At 72.3% G+C, this 25,002-nt stretch carries 23 protein-coding genes; 11 read left to right on the top strand and 12 right to left on the bottom strand.

Features of this window, described 5'->3' with window-relative positions:
• Positions 1 to 43: 43 nt before the first annotated feature.
• On the bottom strand, positions 44 to 1,558 hold the full coding sequence (locus tag OG440_RS10025; RefSeq protein WP_406006500.1) for a gamma-aminobutyraldehyde dehydrogenase: 1,515 nt from the start codon (positions 1,556 to 1,558) through the stop codon (positions 44 to 46).
• 223 nt (positions 1,559 to 1,781) lie between these two features.
• Here OG440_RS10025 and OG440_RS10030 point away from each other — a divergent pair, with 223 nt between their 5' ends.
• The gene (locus OG440_RS10030; protein ID WP_406006501.1) at positions 1,782 to 2,342 is read left to right on the top strand and encodes an NADAR family protein; all 561 of its coding nucleotides are present in this window, start codon (positions 1,782 to 1,784) and stop codon (positions 2,340 to 2,342) included.
• 152 nt (positions 2,343 to 2,494) lie between these two features.
• Here the strand turns inward: OG440_RS10030 and OG440_RS10035 are convergent, their stop codons facing one another.
• The gene (locus OG440_RS10035) at positions 2,495 to 3,400 is read right to left on the bottom strand and encodes a DUF4190 domain-containing protein (RefSeq protein WP_406006502.1); all 906 of its coding nucleotides are present in this window, start codon (positions 3,398 to 3,400) and stop codon (positions 2,495 to 2,497) included.
• 338 nt (positions 3,401 to 3,738) lie between these two features.
• Here OG440_RS10035 and OG440_RS10040 point away from each other — a divergent pair, with 338 nt between their 5' ends.
• Together OG440_RS10040 and OG440_RS10045 are read left to right on the top strand one after the other, a co-directional pair.
• Positions 3,739 to 4,860: an adenosine deaminase gene (locus OG440_RS10040; RefSeq protein WP_406006503.1), complete on the top strand. Its 1,122-nt coding sequence runs from the start codon at positions 3,739 to 3,741 to the stop codon at positions 4,858 to 4,860.
• Positions 4,861 to 4,886: 26 nt separating this feature from the next.
• Positions 4,887 to 5,573 carry a glycerophosphodiester phosphodiesterase gene (locus tag OG440_RS10045; protein ID WP_406006504.1) on the top strand — a complete coding sequence of 229 codons (687 nt, stop codon included), beginning with the start codon at positions 4,887 to 4,889 and terminating at the stop codon, positions 5,571 to 5,573.
• A gap of 13 nt (positions 5,574 to 5,586) precedes the next feature.
• Here the strand turns inward: OG440_RS10045 and OG440_RS10050 are convergent, their stop codons facing one another.
• Complete coding sequence (locus tag OG440_RS10050; RefSeq protein WP_406006505.1) at positions 5,587 to 7,278, bottom strand: RNA polymerase sigma factor; 1,692 nt, start codon at positions 7,276 to 7,278, stop codon at positions 5,587 to 5,589.
• A 316-nt stretch (positions 7,279 to 7,594) separates the two neighbouring features.
• On the opposite strand from OG440_RS10050, the gene OG440_RS10055 reads away from it, so the two are divergent.
• Entirely contained in the window at positions 7,595 to 8,764 is a 1,170-nt protein-coding gene (locus OG440_RS10055) for a serine hydrolase domain-containing protein (RefSeq protein ID WP_406006506.1), read from the top strand.
• Between the two features lie 13 nt (positions 8,765 to 8,777).
• Here the strand turns inward: OG440_RS10055 and OG440_RS10060 are convergent, their stop codons facing one another.
• The 6 genes from OG440_RS10060 to OG440_RS10085 all read right to left on the bottom strand — a co-directional run bounded on the left by OG440_RS10060 (position 8,778) and on the right by OG440_RS10085 (position 13,967).
• A complete protein-coding gene (locus OG440_RS10060) occupies positions 8,778 to 9,299 on the bottom strand; it encodes a hypothetical protein (protein WP_406006507.1) in 522 nt (173 codons plus the stop codon).
• Positions 9,283 to 9,783, bottom strand: a complete 501-nt coding sequence (locus OG440_RS10065) for an RNA polymerase sigma factor (RefSeq protein WP_406006508.1) — start codon at positions 9,781 to 9,783, stop codon at positions 9,283 to 9,285. The genes OG440_RS10060 and OG440_RS10065 overlap by 17 nt, the downstream gene beginning before the upstream one ends.
• A complete protein-coding gene (locus OG440_RS10070) occupies positions 9,780 to 10,403 on the bottom strand; it encodes a class F sortase (protein ID WP_406006509.1) in 624 nt (207 codons plus the stop codon). Before OG440_RS10070 ends, OG440_RS10065 begins: the two co-directional genes overlap by 4 nt.
• Positions 10,400 to 10,762 carry a sortase-dependent protein gene (locus tag OG440_RS10075; protein WP_406011307.1) on the bottom strand — a complete coding sequence of 121 codons (363 nt, stop codon included), beginning with the start codon at positions 10,760 to 10,762 and terminating at the stop codon, positions 10,400 to 10,402. Before OG440_RS10075 ends, OG440_RS10070 begins: the two co-directional genes overlap by 4 nt.
• Before the next feature lie 108 nt (positions 10,763 to 10,870).
• The gene (locus OG440_RS10080; protein ID WP_406006510.1) at positions 10,871 to 12,064 is read right to left on the bottom strand and encodes a spermidine/putrescine ABC transporter substrate-binding protein; all 1,194 of its coding nucleotides are present in this window, start codon (positions 12,062 to 12,064) and stop codon (positions 10,871 to 10,873) included.
• Between the two features lie 454 nt (positions 12,065 to 12,518).
• Positions 12,519 to 13,967, bottom strand: a complete 1,449-nt coding sequence (locus OG440_RS10085) for a gamma-aminobutyraldehyde dehydrogenase (protein ID WP_406006511.1) — start codon at positions 13,965 to 13,967, stop codon at positions 12,519 to 12,521.
• Between the two features lie 176 nt (positions 13,968 to 14,143).
• On the opposite strand from OG440_RS10085, the gene OG440_RS10090 reads away from it, so the two are divergent.
• From OG440_RS10090 to OG440_RS10120, 7 genes are all read left to right on the top strand, one after another.
• Positions 14,144 to 14,662 (top strand): Lrp/AsnC family transcriptional regulator, encoded by a 519-nt coding sequence (locus OG440_RS10090; protein WP_406006512.1) that lies wholly within the window; start codon positions 14,144 to 14,146, stop codon positions 14,660 to 14,662.
• Positions 14,663 to 14,681: 19 nt separating this feature from the next.
• Complete coding sequence (locus tag OG440_RS10095) at positions 14,682 to 16,046, top strand: aspartate aminotransferase family protein (RefSeq protein WP_406006513.1); 1,365 nt, start codon at positions 14,682 to 14,684, stop codon at positions 16,044 to 16,046.
• A gap of 195 nt (positions 16,047 to 16,241) precedes the next feature.
• Positions 16,242 to 16,985, top strand: coding sequence for an ABC transporter ATP-binding protein (locus OG440_RS10100; RefSeq protein ID WP_406006514.1), 744 nt, complete (start codon positions 16,242 to 16,244; stop codon positions 16,983 to 16,985).
• Positions 16,967 to 18,499, top strand: a complete 1,533-nt coding sequence (locus OG440_RS10105) for a hypothetical protein (RefSeq protein ID WP_406006515.1) — start codon at positions 16,967 to 16,969, stop codon at positions 18,497 to 18,499. The genes OG440_RS10100 and OG440_RS10105 overlap by 19 nt, the downstream gene beginning before the upstream one ends.
• Positions 18,500 to 18,673: 174 nt before the next feature.
• On the top strand, positions 18,674 to 19,093 hold the full coding sequence (locus OG440_RS10110; protein ID WP_406006516.1) for a VOC family protein: 420 nt from the start codon (positions 18,674 to 18,676) through the stop codon (positions 19,091 to 19,093).
• 34 nt (positions 19,094 to 19,127) lie between these two features.
• Positions 19,128 to 20,255, top strand: coding sequence for an LOG family protein (locus OG440_RS10115; protein ID WP_406006517.1), 1,128 nt, complete (start codon positions 19,128 to 19,130; stop codon positions 20,253 to 20,255).
• Between the two features lie 161 nt (positions 20,256 to 20,416).
• Complete coding sequence (locus OG440_RS10120) at positions 20,417 to 21,127, top strand: LAETG motif-containing sortase-dependent surface protein (RefSeq protein ID WP_406006518.1); 711 nt, start codon at positions 20,417 to 20,419, stop codon at positions 21,125 to 21,127.
• A 120-nt stretch (positions 21,128 to 21,247) separates the two neighbouring features.
• Here the strand turns inward: OG440_RS10120 and OG440_RS10125 are convergent, their stop codons facing one another.
• The 3 genes from OG440_RS10125 to OG440_RS10135 are packed head-to-tail and all read right to left on the bottom strand — an operon-like array spanning position 21,248 to position 24,990.
• Entirely contained in the window at positions 21,248 to 22,267 is a 1,020-nt protein-coding gene (locus tag OG440_RS10125) for an ABC transporter ATP-binding protein (RefSeq protein WP_406006519.1), read from the bottom strand.
• Positions 22,268 to 23,938 (bottom strand): ABC transporter permease, encoded by a 1,671-nt coding sequence (locus OG440_RS10130; RefSeq protein WP_406006520.1) that lies wholly within the window; start codon positions 23,936 to 23,938, stop codon positions 22,268 to 22,270.
• Positions 23,914 to 24,990: a thiamine ABC transporter substrate binding subunit gene (locus tag OG440_RS10135; protein ID WP_406006521.1), complete on the bottom strand. Its 1,077-nt coding sequence runs from the start codon at positions 24,988 to 24,990 to the stop codon at positions 23,914 to 23,916. Before OG440_RS10135 ends, OG440_RS10130 begins: the two co-directional genes overlap by 25 nt.
• Positions 24,991 to 25,002 lie beyond the last annotated feature (12 nt).

Raw genomic sequence — 25,002 nt, forward strand, 5'->3', positions numbered from 1 at the left:
TTTCGGGAGGGTCGGCCGTGGTCGGCGGCCGGTCGTCGTCGCTTTAACAGTCCCCGAAGATGGTGCGGTGCCAGGGCTTGCGGGCCACCGCGGTGTTATCGAACATAACGTGCTTTACCTGTGTGTACTCCTCGAACGAATAGACCGACATGTCCTTGCCGAAGCCGGAGGCCTTGTAGCCGCCGTGGGGCATTTCGCTGATGATCGGGATGTGGTCGTTGACCCACACACACCCGGCCTTGATCTCACGCGTCGCCCGGTTCGCCCGGAAGACGTCCCGGCTCCACGCGGAGGCGGCCAGCCCGTAGGGGGTGTCGTTGGCGAGCGCGATGCCCTCGTCGTCGCTGTCGAAGGGGAGCACCACCAGGACCGGGCCGAAGATCTCGGACTGGACGACCTCGCTGTCCTGCGCGGCGTCCGCGATCAGGGTGGGGCGATAGTACGCGCCGTTCTTGAGACCCCCCTGAGGAACCTCTCCGCCGGTCACCACGCGCGCGTAGGCACGCGCCCGGTCGACGAAGGCCGCGACCCGGTCCCGCTGGACATGCGAGACGAGCGGGCCGAGGTCGGTGCCGGGGGCGAAGGGATCGCCGAGCCGGACGGTCTCCATGAGGGCGGCCGTCCGCTCGACGAACGCCTCGTAGAGAGGACGCTGCACGTACGCGCGCGTGGCGGCCGTGCAGTCCTGCCCGGTGTTGATGAGCGCCCCCGCGACCGCGCCGTTGGCCGCGGCCTCCAGGTCGGCGTCGTCGAAGACGACGAAGGGCGCCTTGCCGCCCAGCTCCAGGTGCAGCCGCTTGACGGTCGCGGTGGCGACCTCGGCGACGCGCTTGCCGACGGCGGTGGAGCCGGTGAAGGAGGTCATCGCGACGTCGGGATGCCCGACCAGGCGCTCACCGGCCTCCCGTCCGGTCCCGTTGACGATGTTGATCACACCGTCGGGGATGCCCGCCGCCGTCGCCGCCTCGGCGAAGAGCAGCGAGGTGAGCGGGGTGAGCTCGGCCGGCTTGAGCACGATGGTGTTGCCTGCCGCGATCGCCGGGAGGATCTTCCACGCGGCCATCTGGAGGGGGTAGTTCCAGGGCGCGATGGAGCCGACGACGCCGATGGGTTCACGACGGACGTAGGAGGTGTGGTCGCCGGAGTACTCACCGGCGGACTGACCCGCGAGGTGGCGGGCCGCGCCGGCGAAGAACGCGGTGTTGTCGATGGTGCCCGGCACGTCGAACTCGCGGGTCAGCTTCAGCGGCTTGCCGCACTGGAGGGACTCGGCGCGGGCGAACTCCTCGGCACGGTCGGCGAGGACGGCGGCGAACCGGTGCAGCGCGTCGGAGCGCTCGCCCGGCGTCGTGCCCGCCCAGCCCGGGAAGGCGGCCCGGGCGGCGGCCACGGCCGCGTCGACGTCGTCGGCGCCGGCCAGTTCGTAGGTGAAGACCCCCTCGCCGCTGGCGGGGTCGACCACGGAGTGGGTCCGGCCGGACGTGCCGTGCCGGAGACGGCCCCCGATGTACTGAGCGCCGTCCGCGAAACGTTCCTGTGCGGGAAACCGGTCCTGCATGTCGCTCTCCTCCGCCTTCGCCCCGCTGTGCGCGGCGGCGGCTGGCGTAGCTCCAGCTTGATTTGATTGCCGATCCTGACAGAGCGAGGGTCCCCCAACAAGTGATTCCGTTGTTGCCTTTTGGTTACGCGACGGAATCTGTCGACGGCGGGGTCGACCAGGTGTCGAGTCGGAACGGAAAAGGCGGGACGCAGTGTCAGTGGCGCGTGCCAGACTCGCGTGCATGGAGAGGATCGATTGCCAGGAGGCCCTGGTCAGGCGGGCCCGGACCGGGGCGAGGATCAAGTATCTGCACTTCTGGGGACACCGGCCGCAGCCCGACGGACGGCTGGGCCGGAGCTGCCTCAGCCAGTGGTGGCCGTCACCCTTCGTGGTCGACGGGGTCACCTACGCGACGGCCGAGCACTGGATGATGGCCGGGAAGGCGCGCCTCTTCGAGGACGGGGAAGCGGAGAAGCGGGCGCTGGCCGCGAAGTCCCCCGCCCAGGCGAAGAAGGAGGGGCGGCTGGTGCGCGGCTTCGACGAGACGACCTGGCAGCGGGAGCGCTTCCGGATCGTGGTCGAGGGCAGCGTCCACAAGTTCGCCTCGCAGCCCGGGCTGCGCTCGTTCCTGCTCGACACGGGCGATCGGGTGCTGGTGGAGGCGAGCCCCGTGGACCGCGTGTGGGGCATCGGCCTGGCGGCGGACGACGACGCGGCGATGGATCCGCAGCGCTGGCGGGGGCCCAACCTGCTGGGGTTCGCCCTCATGGAGGCCCGGGAGCGACTGCGCGCGGCGGCCTGAGCCGCGGGGCGCCCCGGGCCGGCGACCCGCGCCACGGCCCCGCATCGAGACGGTGAGACGGCGAGCCGAGTGACGGCGGCGAACCGCGACAGCGAACCGAGGCACGCCGACGGATCGGGGGCGGCGCCGTCGCGCCCGATCCTGCCGGGGCCTCAGGGCTGCACGATCAACAGCACGCCCAGTCCGATCGCGAGGGCGATGCCCACGCTTCCGCAGATGATCCCGGCCAGCGCCTGACCGGGGTTGGAGGCCTCGCCCCGCCTGGCCTTCCCCCGCCCGACCGCGCCGAAGGTGATGCCGAGGATGCCGAGCACGACGGCCAGCGGCCACATGCAGAAGCCGACGGCCGAGATGATCCCGAGCACCATCCCGGCGACGCCCATGCCGTTCCTGTCCCCCGCCCCGACGGGCCAGCCGTAGGGTCCCGGAGCGCCGCCCCCGTAGTAGGGCTGGGACGGGTAGCCGTAGCCGCCCGGGTATCCGTACGGGATCTGGCCGGGGCCGTGGGGCGCGAGCGGAGGCGGCGGGACCGCGCCGTTCGGCCCGGGAGGGGCGAAGGGGTTGACGGGAGGGACGCCGCCCGCCGCCGTGCCGGGGTGGGGCGGCGGATAGGACCCGAGCGGACCGTTCACCGGCGGGTTCCCGAAGGGGGCGGCCCACGGCTGCGGGGTCGCGTCCGCGGGCGCAGGGGGCACGCCGGGCAGCGCGGTCACCGTCCGCTGGTCGTGAACGCCCGGCGGCACCTGATCCGAGGGGGCGGGGACAGGAGCGGCATGGGGAGCCGGGGCGGGAGTCCGCGGTTCGTTCGCGGCGACGGTGTGGCCGGCCCCGCTGCGCGCGTTGTCGCCCGGGGCGGCCCAGGGGTTCGGCGCGGCCGGGGAACCGGCGGGACCGGAGCCGGCACCGGCACCGCTTTCCGGCGTGCCCGTGCCCGCCGGGCCCTTCTCCAGTGGCACCTTGGGAACCGCGTCCCGCGGCCCGTCCGCCCCGGCGGAGGCGGGCGCGGGCCACGGGTCCCGGGCGGCGTCACCGGCCGGAGTCGGCGCGTCGTCGGACATGCGTGGATCCCCTCTGTCGCCCTCAGCCCCGCGTTCCGCCAGGCGTTCCGTCTTCCGCGCTCGCGATCGCGCGTCCCTCGTGCGTTCCGTCTTCCGTACGCCGTTCCACCCCGCGTACGTTCCGTCATGCTACGGCCCGCGACCGGTGCGGCGGTCGGCGCGGTGGGCGACGGTTCGCGACCGGAACCGGGCGGCGGCGTCCCCCCGGGCGCCGGCGAACGGGGCCGAGGGCCGTCCCCCGCCCGCTCCGCCTACGATGATCCCGACTCATCGATCAGCCGATCACCCGCGTCCCGTCCGGCCCGCTCGGCCCGGGGCGCCGTCCCGGGGAGGACCCCATGACCGACCGCTTCGACGCATCCGCCGCAGCCCCCGGCTCCCCCGTCTCCGGCGCACCCGCCGGCCCCACCGAGGCCGCCGCGGCCGGCGCCCGTGACGTGCACGCCTTCATCGCGGGGCTGCCCAAGGCCGAACTGCACGTCCACCACGTCGGCTCCGCCTCCCCGCGCATCGTCTCCGAGCTGGCCGCCCGGCACCCCGACTCCAAGGTGCCCACCGACCCCGAGGCGCTGGCCGACTACTTCACGTTCACCGACTTCGCCCACTTCGTCGACGTGTATCTGTCCGTCGTGGACCTCATCCGCACCCCGGAGGACGTCCGGCTGCTGACGTACGAGGTCGCCCGGGACCTGGCCCGCCAGCAGGTGCGGTACGCCGAGCTGACCATCACCCCGTTCTCCTCGACCCGGCGCGGCATCGACGAAGCCGCCTTCATGGACGCCATCGAGGACGCCCGCAAGGCGGCCGAGGCCGAGTTCGGGACCGTACTGCGCTGGTGCTTCGACATCCCCGGCGAGGCCGGGCTGGAGGCCGCCGAGGAGACGGCGCGGCTCGCCACGGACGACCGGATCCGCCCCGAGGGACTGGTCTCCTTCGGCCTCGGCGGGCCCGAGATCGGCGTACCGCGCCCGCAGTTCAAGCCCTACTTCGACCGGGCCATCGCCGCCGGGCTGCGGTCGGTGCCGCACGCCGGCGAGACCACCGGCCCGCAGACGGTGTGGGACGCGCTGACCCACCTGCGGGCCGAGCGCATCGGTCACGGCACCAGCTCCGCGCGGGACGAGAAGCTGCTCGCGCACCTCGCCGAGCACCGCATCGCCCTGGAGGTGTGCCCGACCTCGAACATCGCCACGCGCGCGGTCCGCACCCTGGACGAGCACCCGCTCGGGGAGTTCGTGCGGGCGGGGGTCCTGGTCACGATCAACTCCGACGACCCGCCCATGTTCGGCACCGACCTGAACAACGAGTACGCGGTGGCCGCCCGTCTCCTCGATCTCGACGAGCGGGGCCTCGCCGCCCTCGCCGGGAACGCGGTCGACGCCTCCTTCCTGGACGAGGCCGGCAAGGCGCGTATCAAGGCCGAGATCGACGCCTACACGAAGGACTGGACGGCCCCCTGAGCACCGGCGGCCGCCACAATGGGCCCATGCGCACCGTGACTGCCGTGGCCCATCGCGGCGACCCCTACCGCTTCCGTGAGAACACCCTCGACTCGCTGCGTTCCGCGCTCGACCAGGGCGCGGACGCCGTCGAGTTCGACGTACGCCTCACCCGGGACGGCGTGCCCGTCCTGCTGCACGACGAGACGCTGAAGCGGCTGTGGGAGCAGGACCGGCCGCTGCGGTCGCTGTCCGCCGCCGAGGTGCGCGGGCTGACGGCCGGTGCGGTGCCGACCCTCGCGGAAGCGCTCGCGGCGACCGGGGGGAGCCGGCTGATGCTCGATCTGCCGGGGACGCGCGAGGTGCGCACGGCTCGGCGGATCGTGGACGCCGTCGGCGAGGCCGGAGCGGCGGACCGGGTGCTCTACTGCGCCGACGCCACCGCGATGCTGGCCGTGCGCGCCGCCGACCCGTCCGCCGAGATCGCCCTGACCTGCACCAGCCTGGCGCCCCCGCGGCCCGCGCTGCTCGACGCGGTGAAGCCGCGCTGGCTCAACTACCGCTTCTCCCTGGTCGACCGGGAGCTGGCCGCCCGCGTCCACCACGACGGCTATCTGCTCTCCGTCTGGACCCCCGACACCCGCCGTTCCATGCGGCGGCTCATCGACCTGGGCGTGGACTCCATCACCACCAACCGGATCGAGGTGCTGACGGCCCTGCGCAAGCACGGTTGACCGCCCGGGAGCGTCACACGCGCGAGGCCTGGGGCGCCGTCGCCGGGTCGGCCGGGGTCCCGCGGGTGACGTACTGCGGGACGGGTGTGTCGTCCTCACCGGTGTCACGGACCAGGCCGTAGCGGCCGGCGCCCTGACCGGGACCGCTCGTGACGTCCTTCTCCACGGCGTCCCAGGTCGTCGGGAAGACGTTGAGGCCGTAGTCGGCGCCCCGCTCGTTCACGGTGAGGGTGACGCTGCCGGTGAGGTAGAAGTACTCGTTCTGCCACATCTGCTGGGTGCCGGACGGCAGGACGACGAAGCCGGTGGCCGTGCTGCCCATGCCGGTGGCGGTGGTGTCCGTGGCGCTGACGGGGTCGTCCATGCGACGGCCGCCGCCCGAGGCCACATGGAAGAGCTTGCCCCGCAGGCCCGTCCAGCTGGGCATGACGAGGCCGCCGGAGCGGTACTGCGGCGATATCTGCCAGCGCACGAGGACATAGCCCTGGCCGCTGAGCGTCACGGCGTCCCCGCGGTGGTTCAGGGTGGCGTGGGCGCCGCCGCTGCTGGTGACGCCGGACGCGGGCCGCTGCGGCAGGGCGGCGGGCGTCGTTCGCGGGTCGGGCGCGCTGTCGACGGCGTCGACGACACTCCCGTACCGGTCCGGCTTCCGCTCGCTCGCCGTCGGCGAAGGGGACGGCGAGGCCGAGCGGGACGGGGCGGGACCGGGCGTGGACGGCGCGCCGGCGGGTGTGCTCGCCGCCGCCGTGGGGACGACGGCCGCGCGGGCGGGCGGCTCGTCGGGGGTCTGTACGACGACGTAGGCGCCACCCGCGGCGAGGGTCGCGCCGGCCGTGACCGCGACGGCCGGCTTGGTGAGCGCGGTCAGCACCTTCGCGGACCAGCCGACGGAGGCCGTGCCGGTGGCCGCCGCGGCCGTCTTGCCGCCGAGGACCAGGGAGATCGTGAAGCCGGCCGGCACCGGGACCAGCGCGATCCCGACGAGCAGCCGTTCCGCCGGGACGACGGACTCGGGGGTGTCACCGCAGTAGCCGCAGCCGCGGATGTGCCGGGCCAGCCGCTTGCGCCACACGGAGTCCGGCCTGCCGTTCCAGCGGGTGGTCAGTTCGCGCAGTTCGGGGCAGGCGCCGTCGAGGGCGCGCACGATGCCCCGGGAGACCTCCAGGCGCTCCTTCACCCGCTGGACGCGCACGGCGGCGTGCTGCCGGCTGATACCGACGGCCGCGGCCAGCTCGCGGCGGGTGAGCTCGCCCGCGACCTCCAGCCACCACAGGGACAGCAGGTGCCGGTCCTCGTCGTCGAGCCAGCGGGCCGCCTCCGCGACCTCGCGCCGCTGTCCCTCCAACTGGAGCCGCAGCACGGTGAGTTCGGCGAAGTCGGCGGCTTCACCGGATGGCACGCTCTCGTCGAGACGCTGTGGCGTCCTGCGGCGCGCGCGGTCCCGGATCTGCCGCATGGCGATGGCGACCAGCCAGGAGCGGAAGTTGTCGGGGTCGCGCAGCGAGCCGAGGTTGCCGACGGCGCGCAGCATGGTCTCCTGCACGACGTCGTCGACGTCGGCGTGACCGTTCAGGGCGCGGCCGACGATGTTGTAGACCAGCGGCAGCCAGCCCGCCACCAACTCGTCCAGCGCCCGCCGGTCGCCGGCCTGCGCGTCGGCGATGGTGGCACGCCAGTGCCGGCCGGCCTCGGCGTACGTCTTCATGCCCGCACCCTCTCAGCCGGGACCCCGGTGTCGGCAATGTCGGAGATCACACCCAGGAGACGGCCGGGACGGCCCACGGATAACACTTTTCGACGCCGGCCCGGCGACCGGCCCGTCCCCCGACCCGGCAGCCGGCCCGGCAGCCGTCGGCCACCCGTAGGGGGGGTGCCCTGAGCAAGTCCCCCAGCCCGCACGGAAGTTGCTCAGGGTTTCCCCAGGGTCGGGCACCCTCCTCGGCGACGATCCGCGAGGGTCGCGCCCCGGCGGAAGATCGTGACGAAACCTCCGGCCCGCCTTCTTCCTCTGGAGCACGCGTATGCAAGCTCGCCGTCGCACCGCCGTCCTCGCCGCCTCCCTGGTCGCCGTCCTCGCCGCGACCCCGCTGGCCGCGCCCGCCTTCGCGACGCCCGCCCGCACCTCGGTCCCGGTCTCGGCCTCGGCCCACTCCACGAACGCCCTCGACGTCGAAGCGCTGACCGCCGCGCTCGCCGGTCTCCCGGACCCGGACGCGACCGCCGCCCTCGTCCGGGTCGGCGGCACCGACGGCACCTGGCGCGGCAGCGCGGGCGTGCACGACCTGGCGAGCGCCGCTCCGGCCGACCCCGACGCCCGCTTCCGGGCCGGTTCGACGACGAAGGTGGTGACGGCGGCGGCCGTGCTGCGACTGGCGGCCGAACGGAGGATCGACCTGAACACCCCGGTCCAGCGCTATCTGCCCGGCGTGCTGGGCGGGAAGTTCCGGCCGATCACCGTACGGCAGCTCCTGAACCACACCAGCGGCATCCCGGCGGGCGACGGCCTCGGGGACTCCTTCGAGGAGGTGTACGCGCACCGCTTCGACACCCTCACCCCGCAGGCCGTGGTCGCGTCGGCGGCGGCCAAGGGACCGGAGTTCCGCCCCGGCGAGAAGCAGCACTACCTGAACATCAACTACACGGTCCTGGGGCTGCTGATCGAGAAGGTGACCGGCCACTCGTACGCGTCCGAGGCCACGCGGCTCGTCCTGCGGCCCGCCGGTATGCGGGACACGTACTTCCCGGGCACCGACCCGCGGATCGACGGCCCGCACAACCACGGCTACCAGGCGGTGCGCCGGGCCGACGGGACGACGGAGTTCGTCGACGTCACCGAGTGGAACCAGGCGGACCGGTTCGCGGCCGGGGACATGATCTCCACGACCGCCGACCTGGAACGCCTCCTCACCTCCCTCTTCCGCGGCCGCATCGTCCCGGCCCCGCAGCTGCGGGAGATGTTCACGCTCCCGGCGCACATCGACGGCGCCACCTACAGCGCGGGCCTCCAGCGCTTCCCGTACGAGGGGAAGGTCTACTGGCTCAAGTCGGGCGGCCGCTACGGCTACAACACGCTGATCGCCGGCACCCGTGACCTCGGCCGCACCCTGGTCTACTCGGTCGGCTCCACCGACGCGAAGGGCGAGGACATGAACCCGGTGGCCCAGCGGATCGCCATGGCCGCGCTCAAGTGACGGCGCGGCCGCCTCAGTCCAGCGGGTCCCGCGACTCCGCGACGGAGGGGGTGGGCCGGGCCGTGGAGGACCTGCGCTGCTCGCCCGTCGCGGTCGGTTCCGGCGACGGGTCACGGTCGTCGCGGCCCGTGGTCGGGACAGCGGTGGCGACGGGGACAGCCGACGTCCGCTGATCGGGGGCCGGAGTGGCCCCCTCGGTAGGGCGGTCGGTGGCCGGTGCGGGCGAGGGCGACGGCGGAGGCGCGGTCGGAGTGCCGCTCACCGGCGGCGGGGCGAGCGGAACCGTCGGGCGGGCGGGTGTGTCGGACGCCGTCAGGTGCAGCGGCAGCAGGACGGCGAGCGCGGCGATCCCGCAGGTCGCGCCGACCCCGGCCGCGGTGCGCAGCAGCCGGCGGCGGATCGCGCCGCGCCGGATCTCCTCGTAACGGCCGGGCGGCGGGCCGAGATGGCCGGGGACGGGTCCCAGGATGACGGTGAGGGGGTCGTCGGGGTCGAGATCCGGGCCGTCGTCGAAGTCGTCAGCGGATGTGATCAAGGCTTCTCCTCAGGTGGGCGCGGAGCAGTTCGCGGGCCGCGTGCAGGTCGGCCTTGACGGTTCCTTCCTTGCGCCCGGTCAGCACGGCCACCTCCCGGATCGGCATGTCAGCGTAGTAGTGCAGCAGGATCGGCACGCGCAACCGGTCGGGCAGGGACTGCACGAGCAGCCGTACCGAGGGATCGGCCGGCTCGACGGGCGGGGCGACCGCGGCTTCGACGGTGGCCCGGCGCAGGGCCCGGCGCTCGCGTTCGAGCTTGCGCCAGTGGTCGCGGACGAGATTGGCGGCGGTCACGTAGAGAAAGCCCTGCGGCTCCGTCACCGCCGTCCAGCGGGCCCAGAGCCGGGTGAACGCCTCCGAGGCGATCTCGTGGGCCGTCTCGTCGTCGTCGACGAGACGGCGGCACCAGCCGGCGAGGCGCGGGTAGAGGGCGGCGAACAGCTCGGACGCCGCCCTCTCGCGGGACCGAGCGGGCCGTTTCAACGTTCTCCCGCGGGAGTCAGGGCGGCGAAGACGATCACGTTGTCGCGGTATCCGTCGCCGGTACGCGGGCCGCCGCACGTGATGAGACGCAGTTCGGGCCGGTCCACGTTCCCGTAGACCCGCTCGGTCGGGAACTCGGCCTTGTCGACGGTCTTCACCTCGGTGACCGCGAACTCGGCCGTCACTCCGTTCTCCAGGCGGGCCCCGATCCGGTCACCCCGGCGCAGCCGGTCGAGGTGGCGGAAGACGCCGTCCCCGTAGGTGCCGACCGTGACATGGGCGAGGATCACCGACGGACCGGTCTGACCCGGGGTCGGCGAGTTCTCGTACCATCCCGCCCGGTCGTGCTCCTCGACCGGAGGCACCCGCACGCTGCCGTCGGCGGCCAGCCCCAGCCGCATGACCGGGGTGTCGACCCCGATGGCCGGAATCCGCAGCCCCACCGGCACCGAGCGCGCGAGGGGACGCGCCGTCCCGGCGGAGGCGGGGGCCGAGGAGGTGCCCGGCGTTCGCGCGGCGCCGCCGGTGGCAGCCGGGTCGGCCGGGTCGCCGGCGCAGCCCGCGACCAGCGGCGCGGCCAGGGCCGAGAGGATCAGGGCGCGCCTGGAGAGCGGGCTCATGCGCCGGTCGCCCTCCGGCGCCGTACGACGTAGAGGCCCGTGCCGGCCGCGGCGAACGCGGCGGCGGCGCCGCCGCCGATCAGCCCGCCATGCCCGTCGGAGGGCTCCCCGACCCCGGTGTCGGCCCCGCCCCGCGGCACCACGGCGACCTGGCCCGGACCGGTGGACGGAGCGGTACCGGCCTCGGTCGGGGCCGGGGTCGCGTCGCGGGTGTCCTCGGCGGGCGCCGGGGTCGCGTCGCGGCCGTCCACGGCGCTGGGGACGGGGGTCGGTGTCCCGCCGTCGGCCGACGCGGGTGCCGCGCCCACCAACAGGGCTGCACCCGCAACTGCCAGGGCGGCGAGGCCCGTTCGCGGCATGAGTCGCATGAATCGCTCTCCTTCATCGGTCCGTTGACGGATCGAGCGAAGAGACGAGACAGCCCGAGGTCGGGTTGTAAAGAGATGGCAAAGCAGGGGGAGTCGGGGTCAGAGCCCGGCGATCGCGTTCCACCGCTTGGCGAACTCCAGCCGCTCCGTGGAGGTGATGTCCCGCGCGATGGCGAGGTGTGCGCGCATGTCGGCGTCCGGGAAGATCAGCGGGTTCTCCGCGAGGGCCGCCGTCTCCTCGTCGTCGGAGTCGGCGAGCACCGCCTGGGCGGCGGGGACCGGGCAGACGTAGTTCACCCAGGCCGCGAGCTCGGCGGCGACCTCCGGCCGGTAGTAGTAATCGATCAGCTTCTCGGCGTTCGCCTTGTGCCGGGCGAGGTTGGGAATCATCAGGGACTCCGCCCACAGCTCGGCGCCCTCCTCGGGCACGACGAAGCGGATGTCGGGGTTGTCGGCCTGGAGCTGGATGACATCCCCCGAGTACGCCTGGCAGGCCAGGACGTCACCGCTGACCAGGTCCTTGGTGTAGTCGTTGCCGGTGAAACGGCGGATCTGACCGCGGTTCACCTGCTTCTCCACCTCGTCGCAGACCTGGTGGAAGTCGTCGGCCGTCCACTTGGTGACGTCCACGCCGTTGCCCTGCATCAGCAGCGCGAACGCCTCGTCCAGGCCGGACAGAAGCGTCACCCGCCCCTTGAGGTCGTCGGCCCACAGTTCCGAGACGGCGCGTATCTCCCGGCCCAGTTTCCGCCGGTTGTAGGCGATGCCGGTGATGCCGGACTGCCACGGCACGGTGCACACGCGTCCGGGGTCGAACGCGGGCGAGCGCAGCAACGGATCGAGGTGCTCGGTGACGTGGGGCTGGGCGGCCCGGTCCATCTCCTGCACCCAGCCGAGCCGTACGAACCGGGCGCACATCCAGTCGCTGACGACGATCAGGTCGCGGCCGGTCTGCTGATGGTTCATCAGCGCGGGGCTGATCTTGCCGAAGAACTCGTCGTTGTCGTTGATCTCCTCGACGTAGTCGACGGCGATGCCCGTGCTCTTCCGAAAGGCGTCGAGCGTCGGCCGCCGATTGGGTTCGTCGTCGTCCGTGTCGATGTACAGCGGCCAGTTCGCCCAGGTCAGCCGCTTGTCGTCGGCCGAGAGGTCGGCCCCGGCGCGGTCGCCGGGCCGTACGTACGCGGCGGGCACCCCGCAGCCGGCGAGCCCGGCGAGAGCGCCGGCGCCCCCGAGCGTGCGCAGCAGGGAACGGCGGGACACGGCGCGGGAGAACGAGGGAGTCCGAGACACCCCGCCAGCATGCCGTGGGCCCCACCCCCGAACAATCGACGCTACGTCAACCACACCCCGCACGACCCGACACCATGTCAAGCCCCTTCAGGGGCACGGGGAACTCCGCAAACAGCCGGCGTCCCCGGGGCACGAAAAACCATGCGGTCACCCACACCCCCCTCAGGGACGCGGGGAACTGCGCAACACGACCAGCGTCCCCAGGACACGAAAAACCATGCGGTCACCCAACCCCCCTCAGGGGCGCGGGGAACTGCGCAAACAGCGGGCGTCCCCGGGGAACAGGCAACCCCACGCCCACCCCAACCCCCTCAGGGGCGCGGGGAACTGCGCAAACAGCGGGCGTCCCCGGGGAACAGGCAACCCCACGCCCACCCCAACCCCCAGGGGCGCGGGGAACTGCGCGACCAGCCACGGCGAACCGCGCAGAACCCCCGCCCAACCCAGCGGAGCGCTACGCGTCGAGAGACGTCATGACGTGCTTGATGCGCGTGTAGTCGTCGAAGCCGTAGCCCGACAGGTCCTTGCCGTAACCGGACTTCTTGAAGCCGCCGTGGGGCATCTCGGCGACCAGCGGAATGTGGGTGTTGATCCACACGCAGCCGAAGTCGAGCTTCTTGGACATCCGCATCGCACGGCCGTGGTCCTTGGTCCACACCGAGGAGGCGAGGGCGTACTCGACGCCGTTGGCCCACTCGACCGCCTGGTCCTCGTCCGTGAAGGACTGGACGGTGATGACCGGCCCGAAGACCTCGTTCTGGATGATCTCGTCGTCCTGCTTCAGCCCGGAGACGACGGTCGCGGCGTAGAAGTAGCCCTTGTCGCCGACCCGCTGACCGCCCGCCTCGACCTTGGCGTGGGCGGGCAGCCGCTCGATGAAGCCGGTCACCTGCTGCAGCTGGTTGGGGTTGTTCAGCGGGCCGAAGAGCACGTCCTCGTCGTCCGGCTGCCCGGTCTTCGCCTCCGCGGCCGCCTTCGCGAGCGCGGCCACGAACTCGTCGTGGATGCCTTCCTGGACGAGGACGCGGGTGGCCGCCGTACAGTCCTGGCCGGCGTTGAAGAAGCCCGCCACGGAGATGTCCTCGACGGCCTTTTCGATGTCGGTGTCCTCGAAGACGACGACCGGCGCCTTGCCGCCCAGCTCGAGGTGGACGCGCTTGAGGTCCTTGGACGCCGACTCGGCGACCGACATGCCCGCGCGCACCGAGCCGGTGATGGAGGCCATCGCCGGGGTGGGGTGCTCGACCATCAGCCGGCCGGTGTCCCGGTCGCCGGTGACGACGTTGAAGACGCCCTTGGGCAGGATCGAGCCGATGATCTCGGCGATCAGGACGGTGGAGGCCGGCGTGGTGTCGGACGGCTTGAGCACCACCGTGTTGCCGGCCGCGATCGCCGGGGCGAACTTCCACACGGCCATCATCATCGGGTAGTTCCACGGCGCGACCTGCGCGCAGACGCCGACCGGCTCGCGGCGGACGATGGAGGTCAGCCCCTCCATGTACTCGCCGGCGCTGCGCCCTTCGAGCATCCGGGCCGCGCCCGCGAAGAAGCGGATCTGGTCGACCATGGGAGGGATCTCCTCGGAGCGGGTCAGCCCGATCGGCTTGCCCGTGTTCTCCACCTCGGCCGCGATGAGCTCCTCGGCCCGCTCCTCGAACGCGTCGGCGATCTTCAGCAGGGCCTTCTGACGCTCGGCGGGCGTCGTGTCGCGCCAGCCCGGGAACGCCTCGGCGGCGGCCGCCATCGCGGCGTCGACGTCCGCCGGGCCGGACAGCGGCGCGGTCGCGTACGCCTCGCCCGTGGCGGGGTTGACCACTTCGGTGGTCCGTCCGTCGGCGGCGTCCCGGAACTCGCCGGCGATGTAGTTGCGTAGTTTGCGCAGCCGTCCCAGCTCGGTGCTCACTGCCGGCCCTCCAGGTTCGTTCGGTGTCTCGGTGTCCATGGACTGAGACACCCACACTAATCCTTGCCCCGACGTTTTCAACACCCCCGATCCGGTCGTGGCTGCGGAATCCGCAGATCTCGCTTACGTAAACAACGAATTTCATCGCCGCGACCTTGCGGAACTGTCGAGACGTCGTGCAGAGTGAGGCCGTGGCCAGTCGAAGCGCAGAGCACAGGGACTCCCGCGAGTCCAGGAACGGCAGCACCCCTCACCTGGATGCCGTCAGTCTCGCCATCATCCAGCAGCTCCAGGAGGACGGCCGGCGGCCGTACGCCGCGATCGGCAAGGCCGTCGGCCTCTCCGAGGCGGCCGTGCGCCAGCGCGTCCAGAAGCTGCTCGACCAGGGCGTGATGCAGATCGTCGCCGTCACGGACCCGCTCACCGTGGGTTTCCGCCGGCAGGCGATGGTCGGGATCAACGTCGAGGGTGATGTCGAGTCCATCGCGGAAGCGCTGACCGACATGGCGGAGGTCGAGTACGTGGTGATGACCGCGGGCTCGTACGACATCCTCGCCGAGATCGTCTGCGAGGACGACGACCACCTCCTGGACGTCATCAACAAACGCATCCGTGCCCTGCCGGGCGTGCGCTCCACCGAGAGCTTCGTCTACCTGAAGCTGAAGAAGCAGACCTACATGTGGGGAACCCGATAATCGTGAGGACCCGATAACCGTGAGCTCCAAGGACCTCAGCCGCACCGCGTACGACCACCTGTGGATGCACTTCACCCGCATGTCCTCGTACGAGAACTCCCCCGTCCCCACGATCGTCCGGGGCGAGGGCACCTACATCTACGACGACAAGGGCAAGCGCTACCTCGACGGTCTCGCGGGCCTGTTCGTGGTCCAGGCCGGCCACGGACGGGTGGAGCTCGCCGAGGCGGCCTTCAAGCAGGCGCAGGAGCTGGCGTTCTTCCCGGTGTGGTCCTACGCCCACCCGAAGGCCGTGGAGCTCGCCGAGCGCCTCGCGGACCACGCGCCCGGCGACCTGAACAAGGTGTTCTTCACCACCGGCGGCGGCGAGGCGGTCGAGACCGCCTGGAAGCTCGCCAAGCAGTACTTCAAGCTCCAGGGCAAGCCGACCAAGTACAAGGTCATCTCCCGCGCGGTCGCCTACCACGGCACCCCGCAGGGCGCCCTGTCGATCACCGGCCTGCCGGCCCTGAAGGCCCCCTTCGAGCCGCTCGTCCCGGGTGCGCACAAGGTCCCGAACACCAACATCTACCGCGCCCCGCTGTTCGGCGACGACCCGGAGGCCTTCGGCCGCTGGGCCGCCGACCAGATCGAGCAGGAGATCCTCTTCGAGGGACCGGACACGGTCGCCGCGGTGTTCCTGGAGCCGGTACAGAACGCCGGCGGCTGCTTCCCGCCCCCGCCCGGCTACTTCCAGCGCGTCCGGGAGATCTGCGACCAGTACGACGTGCTGCTCGTGTCGGACGAGGTCATCTGCGCCTTCGGCCGCCTCGGCACGATGTTCGCCTGCGACAAGTTCGGCTACGTCCCGGACATGATCACCTGCGCGAAGGGCATGACCTCGGGCTACTCCCCGATCGGCGCCTGCATCATCAGCGACAAGCTGGCCGAGCCGTTCTACAAGGGCGACAACACCTTCCTGCACGGCTACACCTTCGGCGGCCACCCGGTCTCCGCGGCGGTCGGCCTCGCCAACCTCGACCTGTTCGAGCGCGAGGGCCTCAACCAGCACGTGCTCGACAACGAGGACGCGTTCCGCTCGACCCTGGAGAAGCTCCACGACCTGCCGATCGTCGGCGACGTCCGCGGCAACGGCTTCTTCTACGGCATCGAGCTCGTGAAGGACAAGCACACCAAGGAGTCCTTCGACGACGAGGAGACCGAGCGCGTCCTGTACGGCTTCCTCTCCAAGGCGCTGTACGACAACGGCCTGTACTGCCGTGCCGACGACCGCGGCGACCCGGTCGTCCAGCTCGCCCCGCCGCTGATCTCCAACCAGGAGACCTTCGACGAGATCGAGCAGATCCTGCGGGCGACGCTCACGGAGGCGTGGACGAAGCTCTGACCGTCAGCCTGATCAGCTGATCAACACCGGCCCCGGTGTCGACCGTTCGAGTGAGAAACGGCGACCCGGGGCCGTGTGCTGTCCGGGCTTCCCGTCCCGGCTGCCTAGCGTGCGAGTGACCGATCGGCCCCGCCTTCGTTCCCCCGCACGGGGGATTGGCACGGGAACCACAGATCTGAACCGAGGTGTACGCCCATGGAGGCCCCGCCGGACAACGACGTGCTGTGGGCACGCTCCCTCTACTTCACGCACCGCGACGGCTCACCGGCGCTCGGCGGTGTCTCGCTGGGCGTGCGGGAGGGCGAGATCCTCGCCGTCAGCGGACCGCGCGGCAGCGGCAAGACGACCCTGCTGCACTGTCTCTCCGGCCTGGTGCCCGCCCAGCGCGGCGAGGTCTGGTTCAACAGCGTGCCCGTCCACACGATGGGCCCGATGGCCCGTGAACGGCTGCGCCGCAACCGTTTCGGCTGGATCGACCCGGCTCCGGTCCTCGTTCCCGAACTCAACGTCTGGGAGAACGCGGCCCTGCCCCTGATGCTGCGCGGCACCAGCCGGCGCCGGGCCAAGGCCGCCGCGCTGGAGTGGCTGGAGCGCCTGGACATCGGCGACAGGTCCCGCAGCCGCCCGCACGAACTCACCCAGGCCGAGCGCCAGCGCGTCTGCATCACGCGCGCCCTCGCCCCGGCCCCCTCGGTCCTTTTCGCGGACGAGCCGACGGCCCCCCTCCACCGCGCGGACCGGGCCCACGTACTGCGCACCCTGACGACGGCGGCCCGCTCCCACGGCATCACCGTGGTGCTGGCCACCCACGACCCGGAGACCGCCGCCCTCGCCGACCGCACGGTGCCGCTGATGGACGGCCGCCGGGTGAAGACGGTCCATCTGCCGCCGGTCACGGAACCGGAAGGCCGGGGGGCCGCGTGCTCGCTCTCCGTCTGACGCGCAGCGCCCATCCCGCCGTCCAGTTCCGCCGCCTCCTGGTGGCGACGGCCTCGGCGGGCACCGGCTTCCTCCTCCTGTGCACCCTCGGCCGCGCCCTCACCCACCCCGAGGCCCCGGCCGCCTCCGTGCTCCGCCTCGCCTGGTGCGCGGTCCCGCTGGCCGCGACGGTCTACTTCGCGCTCGCGGTGGCCCGCACCGACCCCGGCACCCGCCCGCGCCCCGGCCTGGCGGCGATCGGCCTGGGCCCGACCCGTCTGATGGCCGTCTCGGCGATGACGACGGCCCTGTCGACGCTGCTCGGCTCCATGCTGGCCCTGCTCCTCTTCCTGCACCTGCGCGGCGACCTCACGGGCATGCCGTTCGACGGAGCGGCCGACGACTTCCTGGCCGCGAACCAGCCCCTCCCGCTGCCGGCGTCCCTGACCCTGCTGGCACTGGTCCCGGTGGCCTCGTCCCTCGCGGTGGCGTTGATGCTCCGTCCGCGGGACGCGCGCGTGGCGGCCCAGGCGGCCCCGAAGACGTTCGGCCGGTTCGGCGCGTACGCGAGGACCGGGCCGGGCGACAGGTTCGGCGAGTACGGCCGCTTCGGGGCCAGGTCGAGAAGCGACCGGCCGACCCGCCGGGCCGCGGACGCCGCCCGCACCGAGACGGCGGTTCCGGACCCGGTGGCGAACGGCCGGCCCGTTCATCCGGCGCCGGGCGGCCCCGCCCCCGGGGCGACCCTCGACGCGGCGGAGGACGGCTTCCCCTCGGGCCCGGGCACCACGACCCTGCCAGCCTCGGCGCGGGCCCGGGTCGACGGCACGACGGAGAACCCCGCCGCCGGCACCCCCGCGGCAGAGACACCAGCAGAGACACAGGCAGAGACACAGGCGCCGGCGCCGACCCGGCCGCTGACGCGTCCGCCCCACCCCACCGCCCTCCCGTGGGGGATGGCCGTCCTCGCCGCCGGCCTGGCCGTGGAGGCGTACGCGAACCGCACCGCGAACCCCAGCACTCTCCCCCTGCCCGGCGGCCTCCCCTCCGGCCCCGCGGCGGTCCTCATCGGCTGGACCCTGACCGCCGTGGGTCTGGCCCTCGCCGGCCCCGGTCTCACGCACCTCTGCGGCCGGCTGCTGCAGTCGGCCCGCCCCGGCGCCCTCCGCCTCCTCGCGGGCCGCGGCCTCATGCAGGAGGCGGCCCGTATCGGACGGCCGCTGGGTGTGGTCTGCGCGGTGGCGTCCGGCACGTTCACGATGGCCTCGCTGTACGACCCGGCCGACCCGGCCTTCGGCCCGCTCACCACCCTCGGCGCCCTGGTCGTGGTGGGCTGCACCGTCGCCACGCTGCTGACCGCGGCCGTGGAGGCCAGGCAGGTCCGCGCCGACACCACCGCCGCCCTGCTCCGTCTCGGCGCCCCGGCCAAGACACTGCGCAGCGCCGCCGCCCTGCGGACCGGTGCCCTGCTCGCCCTCTTCGTCCCGCTCACCCTGATCGTGGCCGAACTGGCGGCACTCCCGCTGACCCGCTGACCCGCCGGCCCGGCCCGCCGACCGCGGGCTCCGCCGGTGCACGGCCCCATACGGCCGCGCGCACGGCCACGCGCCGAAAAAAGATCCCCGGCCCGCGATGAGTTCCGCACGACCCCTCGGTCTACCCCACCGAACGCCACACACCAGCACCGCGAATCCCCTGGGAGAGACCCGATGACCACCCCGGCCTACCAGCAGATGATCTTCGTTAACCTGCCCGTGAACGACCTCGCCGCCTCGAAGAAGTTCTTCACGGAGCTCGGCTACACGATCAACCCGCAGTTCAGCGACGACAACGCGGCCTCCGTGGTGATCAGCGACACGATCGTCGCGATGCTGCTCACCAAGCCGTTCTACTCGACCTTCACCAAGAAGGAGATCGCGGACACCGCCACCACCAGCGAGGTCCTGATCGCCCTGAGCGCCCCGAGCCGCGAGAAGGTCGACGAGCTCGTCGACAGGGCGCTCGCGCTGGGCGGTTCGCCGAGCGGCGACACCCAGGACCTGGGCTTCATGTACGGCCGTTCCTTCGACGACCTCGACGGCCACACCTGGGAGGTCGTCTGGATGGACCCGTCGGCCGTCGGGAGCTGACCCGCGCTCATCCGGCGCTGCCTAGCATGGGCGGGTGCATCCGACGACACCCGCCCAGCCGTTCGACGGCTCCCACGACCGTGAGATCGAGTCCCTCGCCGAGTTCGACGAGGTGGTCGCCACCCACGGCACGCTCTCCCACTTCCGCGTCCAGTCCGTCGACCTGACGGCCCGTACGGACGCGCTGCTCGCCCTGGACACCTCGGGCGCCGTCTTCCTCGGCTGCCCGATGGAGCCGGCGGCGGCCACGAAGTCCCGCGCCTGCGGCGCCCTGGTCTTCCCGCCCGTACCGGGTCTGTCCTTCGACCCCTACCGCGGTTTCGTCTACTCCCCCGACGAGTTGTTCGCGTCCCTGGACGAGGGCTACGAGGCGACCCCGGACGCCCTGACATACGCCTGGTTCCAGCGCACGAAGGCGGACGGCGACATATTCGGCTCGATGCTCCGCTCGATCCACGACGACGCCATCTCCGACGCGCTCGACGAACTCCTCGTCGGGCGGAACGTGGTGGGTGTCATGGGCGGCCACGCGATGGCGCGCGGTACGCGGGAGTACGCCGGCGCGGCCCGGCTCGGCCGTGAACTCGCCCGGTCCGGGCTGATGGTGGCCACCGGTGGCGGGCCCGGCGCCATGGAGGCGGCCAACCTCGGCGCCTACGCGGCCCCCTTCGACGACGAGATGCTCACGGACGCCCTCCGACTCCTCGCCAGGGCACCCAAGTTCACGCCGTCGGTGACCGACTGGGCGACGGCGGCCTTCGAGGTGCGGGCCAAGTGGCCGGGCGGCGGCCCTTCGGTGGGCATCCCCACGTGGTTCTACGGCCATGAGCCGCCGAACCCGTTCGCCGCGCACCTCGCCAAGTACTTCTCCAACGCCACCCGTGAGGACGGCCTGTTGGCCCGCTGCACCGCGGGCGTGGTGTTCCTGCCGGGCGCCGCCGGGACCGTACAGGAGATCTTCGACAACGCCACGCCCAACTACTACGGGTCACGGGGCGAGCCGACGCCGATGGTGCTCGTGGACCGGGACCACTGGACTCGACGGCTGCCCGCCTGGCCGCTCTTGCGGTCACTCGCCCGGGAGCGGTCCATGGAGTCCCGTATCGCCCTCGTTGACCGGATCGAGGAGGCTCCGGAGGCGTTGAAACGTCTCGGTGGTTAATAAGCGGGCAAAGCCAGCCGCTCGAAGGCGTCCCCGCATTGACACTTCTTATGGAACGCTTATAGACCTGTGGGTCTGCTGGGGATGGTGACGCACTCGCTCACCGGGGGCGCCATCTTCCCCTCCACCCCCCGCAGTTGCGCTTCCCGTAAAGGACAAACGTGTCCCTTTCCCGCCGTACCGCCGCCCGTTCGGTGCGCATGCTCGGTGTCACCGCCGCCTCCGCCGCCCTCGCGCTCAGCGCCGCCGGCACCGCGCTGGCCTGCGACATCAGCGAGTTCTCCGCCTCCGCCGCCTGTGACGGTGCGAAGGGCCTCATCACCGTCACCGACAAGGACCCCTCGGGCGTCCCCGCCGAGGTCACCGTCTTCCTCGAGAACAACGGCGGCGACCTGAGGCAGGTCGGCGCGGCCCAGCCGGTCGAGGGTTCGAAGAAGGGCGTCACGATCTCCTTCGCCGAGGACTGGGAGCCGGGCGCCATCTACCGGATCCACGTGAAGGCCGTGAAGAACGAGAAGGTCCTCGTCGACCTGGACATCCCCGGGAACCTGACCACCCCGTCGAAGTCCTGCAAGGCCGACGACACCTCCACCCCGTCCACCACGCCGTCCTCGACGCCGTCGGACAGCACGACCACGCCGCCGCCGGCCGAGACGGCCACCCCGTCCGCGTCCGACTCGGCGAGCGACAGCGCCGCGCCCGCGCCCTCCGCGAGCAACGCCCCGTCGGCCGCGGTCCAGGAGTCCAACCTGGCCGAGACCGGGGCCGGCTCCAACACCGGTCTCATCGTCGGCATCGCGGCCGTCCTTGTCGCCGTCGGCGGTGGCGCGGTGTTCTTCGGTATGCGGCGCCGCGGGTCCAGCCAGCGCTGACCCGCACGGCCGGCGGGACGAGCCGCCGGCCCGACCGCGTACATGTGTGGCCCGCCCCTCCTCCGGGGCGGGCCCTCCGCATGTCCCGTGTCCGCGGCCGGACTTCTTCCCGACCGGCGGTCAGTCCAGTACGACGGTCTCGGTCGCGTCGAAGGACACTCCGACCACGGCCCCGACCTCCGGCGCGTCCCGCAGCGTGCACGCCGCCTCCAGCCTCGGCGCGCCCTGCGGCTGAAGGTGCACGGCGACATGCGTGCCGCGAAAGGTGCGGGCGGCGACCGAACAGCGCAGTCCCTCGTCCGCGCCCACCAGACGCACACCGGCGGGCCGGACCAGCAGCGTGCGCGCCCCCTGCGCCGACCCGGCCGGCACCGGCACCTTGCCCCACGGCGTGACCGCGGCCTCTTCCGTGACGGTCGCCTCCACCACGTTGTCGAAGCCGAGGAAACGCGCCACGAACGCGTCCGCCGGCCGCTGCCACACCTCCAGCGGCGTACCGGACTGGGCGATCCGCCCGTCCCGCATCACCACGACCCGGTCGGCGAGCGCGAACGCCTCCCCCTGGTCGTGGGTGACCGCCAGCACGGTCGTCCCCAACCTGCCGAACAGCTCCCGAAGTTCGACGACCAGCCGTTCCCGCAACGACCGGTCGAGCTGACCGAGTGGCTCGTCGAGCATCAGCAGCCGGGGGCGCGGTGCGAGGGCCCTGGCCAGCGCCACCCGCTGCTGCTCCCCACCGGAGAGCGCGGCCACCGCACGTCGAGCGGCGCCCGGAAGCCCGACCATGTCGAGCAACTCCGCCACCCGCTCGCCCTGTCGGGTCCTTGGCATGCCGTGCATCCGCAGCCCGAAGGCCACGTTGCCGCCCACGTCCCGCTGCGGGAACAGCTGATGGTCCTGGAACATCAGCCCGAGCTCCCGCCGGTGCGCGGGCACCCCCGCCTGGTCGCGTCCGTCGAGCAGCACCCGTCCGGCGTCCAGCGGCTGGAGCCCGGCCACCGCCCGCAACAGCGTCGACTTGCCGCTGCCACTCGGCCCCAGCACACACACCACCTCGTGCTCGGCGACCGCGAGGTCGACGGCGTCCAGCACGGGCCGGCCGCCGAACCGCACGGTGGCGCGCTCCAGTTCCAGCAGCATCTACAACTCCCCCGTCCGGTCGGTCCGCAGTCGCTCCAGCACCAGCAGAGCCACCACGCACACCACCATCAGAATCGTCGAAAGGGCCATCGCCTGGCCGTAGTTGATCTCCCCTGCCCGGCCCAGCAACCGTGCGACGGCGACCGGCAGCGTCGGGTTGTCGGGCCGCGCGATGAACACCGTCGCCCCGAACTCGCCGAGCGACACCGCGAAGGCGAACCCGGCCGCGACGAGCAGCGCCCGCCACACCATCGGCAGGTCGACCTCGCGCCACACCCGCCACGGCGACGCCCCGAGCACGGCCGCCGCCTCGCGCAGCCGCTGGTCCACCGCCCGCAGCACCGGCAGCATGGTCCGAACGACGAAGGGGACGCCGACCAGCGCCTGCGCGAGCGGCACCAGGATCCAGGTACCGCGCAGGTCGAGCGGAGGCTCGTCGAGCGCGATCAGGAACCCGAAGCCGACGGTCACCGCGGAGACGCCGAGCGGCAGCATCAGCAGCGCGTCGAAGCCACGGACCAGCCGTCCGGCGTCCCGTCGGGTGAGCGCGGCCGCGGCGAGCCCACCGACGGCCACGGCGATCGCGGTCGCGGTGACGGCGTACTGGAGCGAGTTGCCGATCGCGTCGATCGGCGGAACCAGGAAGACATTGCCGTCGTCGCTGGTCAGCGCCCTGTAGTAGGCGAAGTCGGGCGCGTCGAACGAGCGCTGCGCCAGCACCGCCAGCGGCAGCACCAGCAGGACGGCGATCGTGCCGAGCACCCCGGCCAGCAGCGCCCACTGCCCGGCGCCGCGCGGCCGTCGTGCCGTCACCGACGGGTCCACCAGCCGCAACGCGGTCTCCCGCCGCCGTACGGTCCGGGCGTGCACGGCGAGGATCGCGCCGACGGCCACGAACTGGACGATCGTGAGGACGGCGGCCGTGGACAGATCGAAGATCTCGGAGGTCTGCCGGTAGATCTCCACTTCGAGGGTGGAGAAGGTGGGGCCGCCGAGGATCTGCACCACCCCGAAGGAGGTGAAGGTGAAGAGGAAGACCATCAGCGCGGCGGCGGCGACGGCGGGCCCCAGGGCGGGCAGCGTGACCGTGCGCCACGCGGTCAGGCGGGACGCGCCGAGCATCCGCGCCGCCTCCTCCTGCCGGGGATCGAGCTGCGACCACAGCCCGCCCACCGTCCGTACCACGACCGCGTAGTTGAAGAAGACGTGCGCCAGCAGGATCGCCCACACCGTGGTGTCCAGCCGTACGCCCCACAGCTCGTCGAACAGTCCGCCACGCCCGACGAGCGCCAGGAACGCCGTGCCGACGACGACCGTCGGCAGCACGAACGGGACGGTCACGACCGCGCGCAGCACGTGCCGGCCCGGGAACTCCAGGCGGGCGAAGACATACGCGGCCGGCAGCGCGACCAGGAGCGTGAGCGCCGTGGAGGCCAGCGCCTGCCAGGTGGTGAACCACAGCACGTGCCGGATGCCGGACTGCGCGAGCACGTCCCACAGCCGCCCGAAGCCCCCGTCCCCGTCGGCGCCGAGCCCACGGGCGACGATCGCGGCGACCGGGTAGGCGAAGAAGACCGCGAAGAACGCGACGGGCACGGCCATGAGTCCGAGCCGCGCCGCGTTCCCCGCGCGGGCCTCGCGTCTGCTCACTTCAGTACGAGCGAGGTCCATGACTTGACCCAGTCGTCACGGTTGTCGGCGATCTTCGCCGGGTCCAGGGTCTCGGGGTCCTTCGCCTGCGGCCCGAACTGCGTGAACTCCGCCGGGACCTCGGCCCCCTTGCGCACCGGGTAGACGAACATGTTCAGCGGCATGTCCTGCTGGAACTCCGCGGTGAGCAGGAAGTCGAGGAGCGCCTTGCCGCCCTTGGCGTTGGCGGCGTTGCTCAGCAGACCCGCGTACTCGACCTGGCGGAAACAGGTGCCCGCGGAGACGCCGGTCGGGGCGGTGGCCGGCTTCGGGTCGCCGTAGATCACCTCGGCGGGCGGCGAGGAGGCGTACGAGACGACGAGCGGCCGGTCGGCCCCCGCCTTCTTTCCGCCCGCGGACCCGGAGAACTCCTCGTTGTAGGCCTGCTCCCAGCCGTCGACGACCTTCACGCCGTTGGCCTTCAGCTTCTTCCAGTAGTCCGCCCAGCCCCCGTCGCCGTACTTCGCCGCCGTGCCCAGCAGGAAGCCGAGGCCGGGCGAGGAGGTGGCCGCGTTCTCGGTGACCAGCAGGTTCTTGTACGCGGGCTTCAGCAGGTCGTCGAAGGAGGCGGGCGGTGTCAGCTTGTGCTCGCTGAAGTACGCCTTGTCGTAGTTGACGCAGATGTCGCCGGTGTCGACCGGCGTGACCCGGTGCTTGTCCTGGTCGGCCCGGTACGCGGGCAGAACCTGGTCGGTGCCCTTCGCCTCGTACGACTGGAACAGCCCGTTGTCGAGGGCGCGCGACAGGAGGGTGTTGTCGACGCCGAAGAAGACGTCGCCCTGCGGGTTGTCCTTGGTGAGGATGGCCTTGTTGACGGCCTGACCGGCGTCGCCGTCCTTGAGGACCTTCACCTGGTAGCCGGACTTCTTCTCGAAGTCCGCGAGCACGCTCTTGGAGACGGCCCACGAGTCGTGGCTGACGAGGGTGACGGTCTTGGAGTCGGCCGCCGAACCGCCGTCGTCCGACGATCCGCAGGCGGACAGCGTGACGAGGCCGAGGCCGACGGCCGCGGCCACGAACGTCCTGGTGTGCACTGGATTTCCTCC

Origin of the sequence: Streptomyces sp. NBC_00637 (assembly GCF_045161545.1) — a bacterium.
Lineage (GTDB): Bacteria > Actinomycetota > Actinomycetes > Streptomycetales > Streptomycetaceae > Streptomyces.

Coding starts and splice junctions, on each gene's coding strand:
- OG440_RS10070 (WP_406006509.1), bottom strand. CDS start 10,403: ATGAGCCCGCTCTCCAGGCGCGCCCTGATCCTCTCGGCCCTGGCCGCG.
- OG440_RS10100 (WP_406006514.1), top strand. CDS start 16,242: ATGGAGGCCCCGCCGGACAACGACGTGCTGTGGGCACGCTCCCTCTAC.
- OG440_RS10050 (WP_406006505.1), bottom strand. CDS start 7,278: ATGAAGACGTACGCCGAGGCCGGCCGGCACTGGCGTGCCACCATCGCC.
- OG440_RS10025 (WP_406006500.1), bottom strand. CDS start 1,558: ATGCAGGACCGGTTTCCCGCACAGGAACGTTTCGCGGACGGCGCTCAG.
- OG440_RS10035 (WP_406006502.1), bottom strand. CDS start 3,400: ATGTCCGACGACGCGCCGACTCCGGCCGGTGACGCCGCCCGGGACCCG.
- OG440_RS10075 (WP_406011307.1), bottom strand. CDS start 10,762: ATGCCGCGAACGGGCCTCGCCGCCCTGGCAGTTGCGGGTGCAGCCCTG.
- OG440_RS10110 (WP_406006516.1), top strand. CDS start 18,674: ATGACCACCCCGGCCTACCAGCAGATGATCTTCGTTAACCTGCCCGTG.
- OG440_RS10125 (WP_406006519.1), bottom strand. CDS start 22,267: ATGCTGCTGGAACTGGAGCGCGCCACCGTGCGGTTCGGCGGCCGGCCC.
- OG440_RS10055 (WP_406006506.1), top strand. CDS start 7,595: ATGCAAGCTCGCCGTCGCACCGCCGTCCTCGCCGCCTCCCTGGTCGCC.
- OG440_RS10040 (WP_406006503.1), top strand. CDS start 3,739: ATGACCGACCGCTTCGACGCATCCGCCGCAGCCCCCGGCTCCCCCGTC.
- OG440_RS10130 (WP_406006520.1), bottom strand. CDS start 23,938: ATGGACCTCGCTCGTACTGAAGTGAGCAGACGCGAGGCCCGCGCGGGG.
- OG440_RS10045 (WP_406006504.1), top strand. CDS start 4,887: ATGCGCACCGTGACTGCCGTGGCCCATCGCGGCGACCCCTACCGCTTC.
- OG440_RS10030 (WP_406006501.1), top strand. CDS start 1,782: ATGGAGAGGATCGATTGCCAGGAGGCCCTGGTCAGGCGGGCCCGGACC.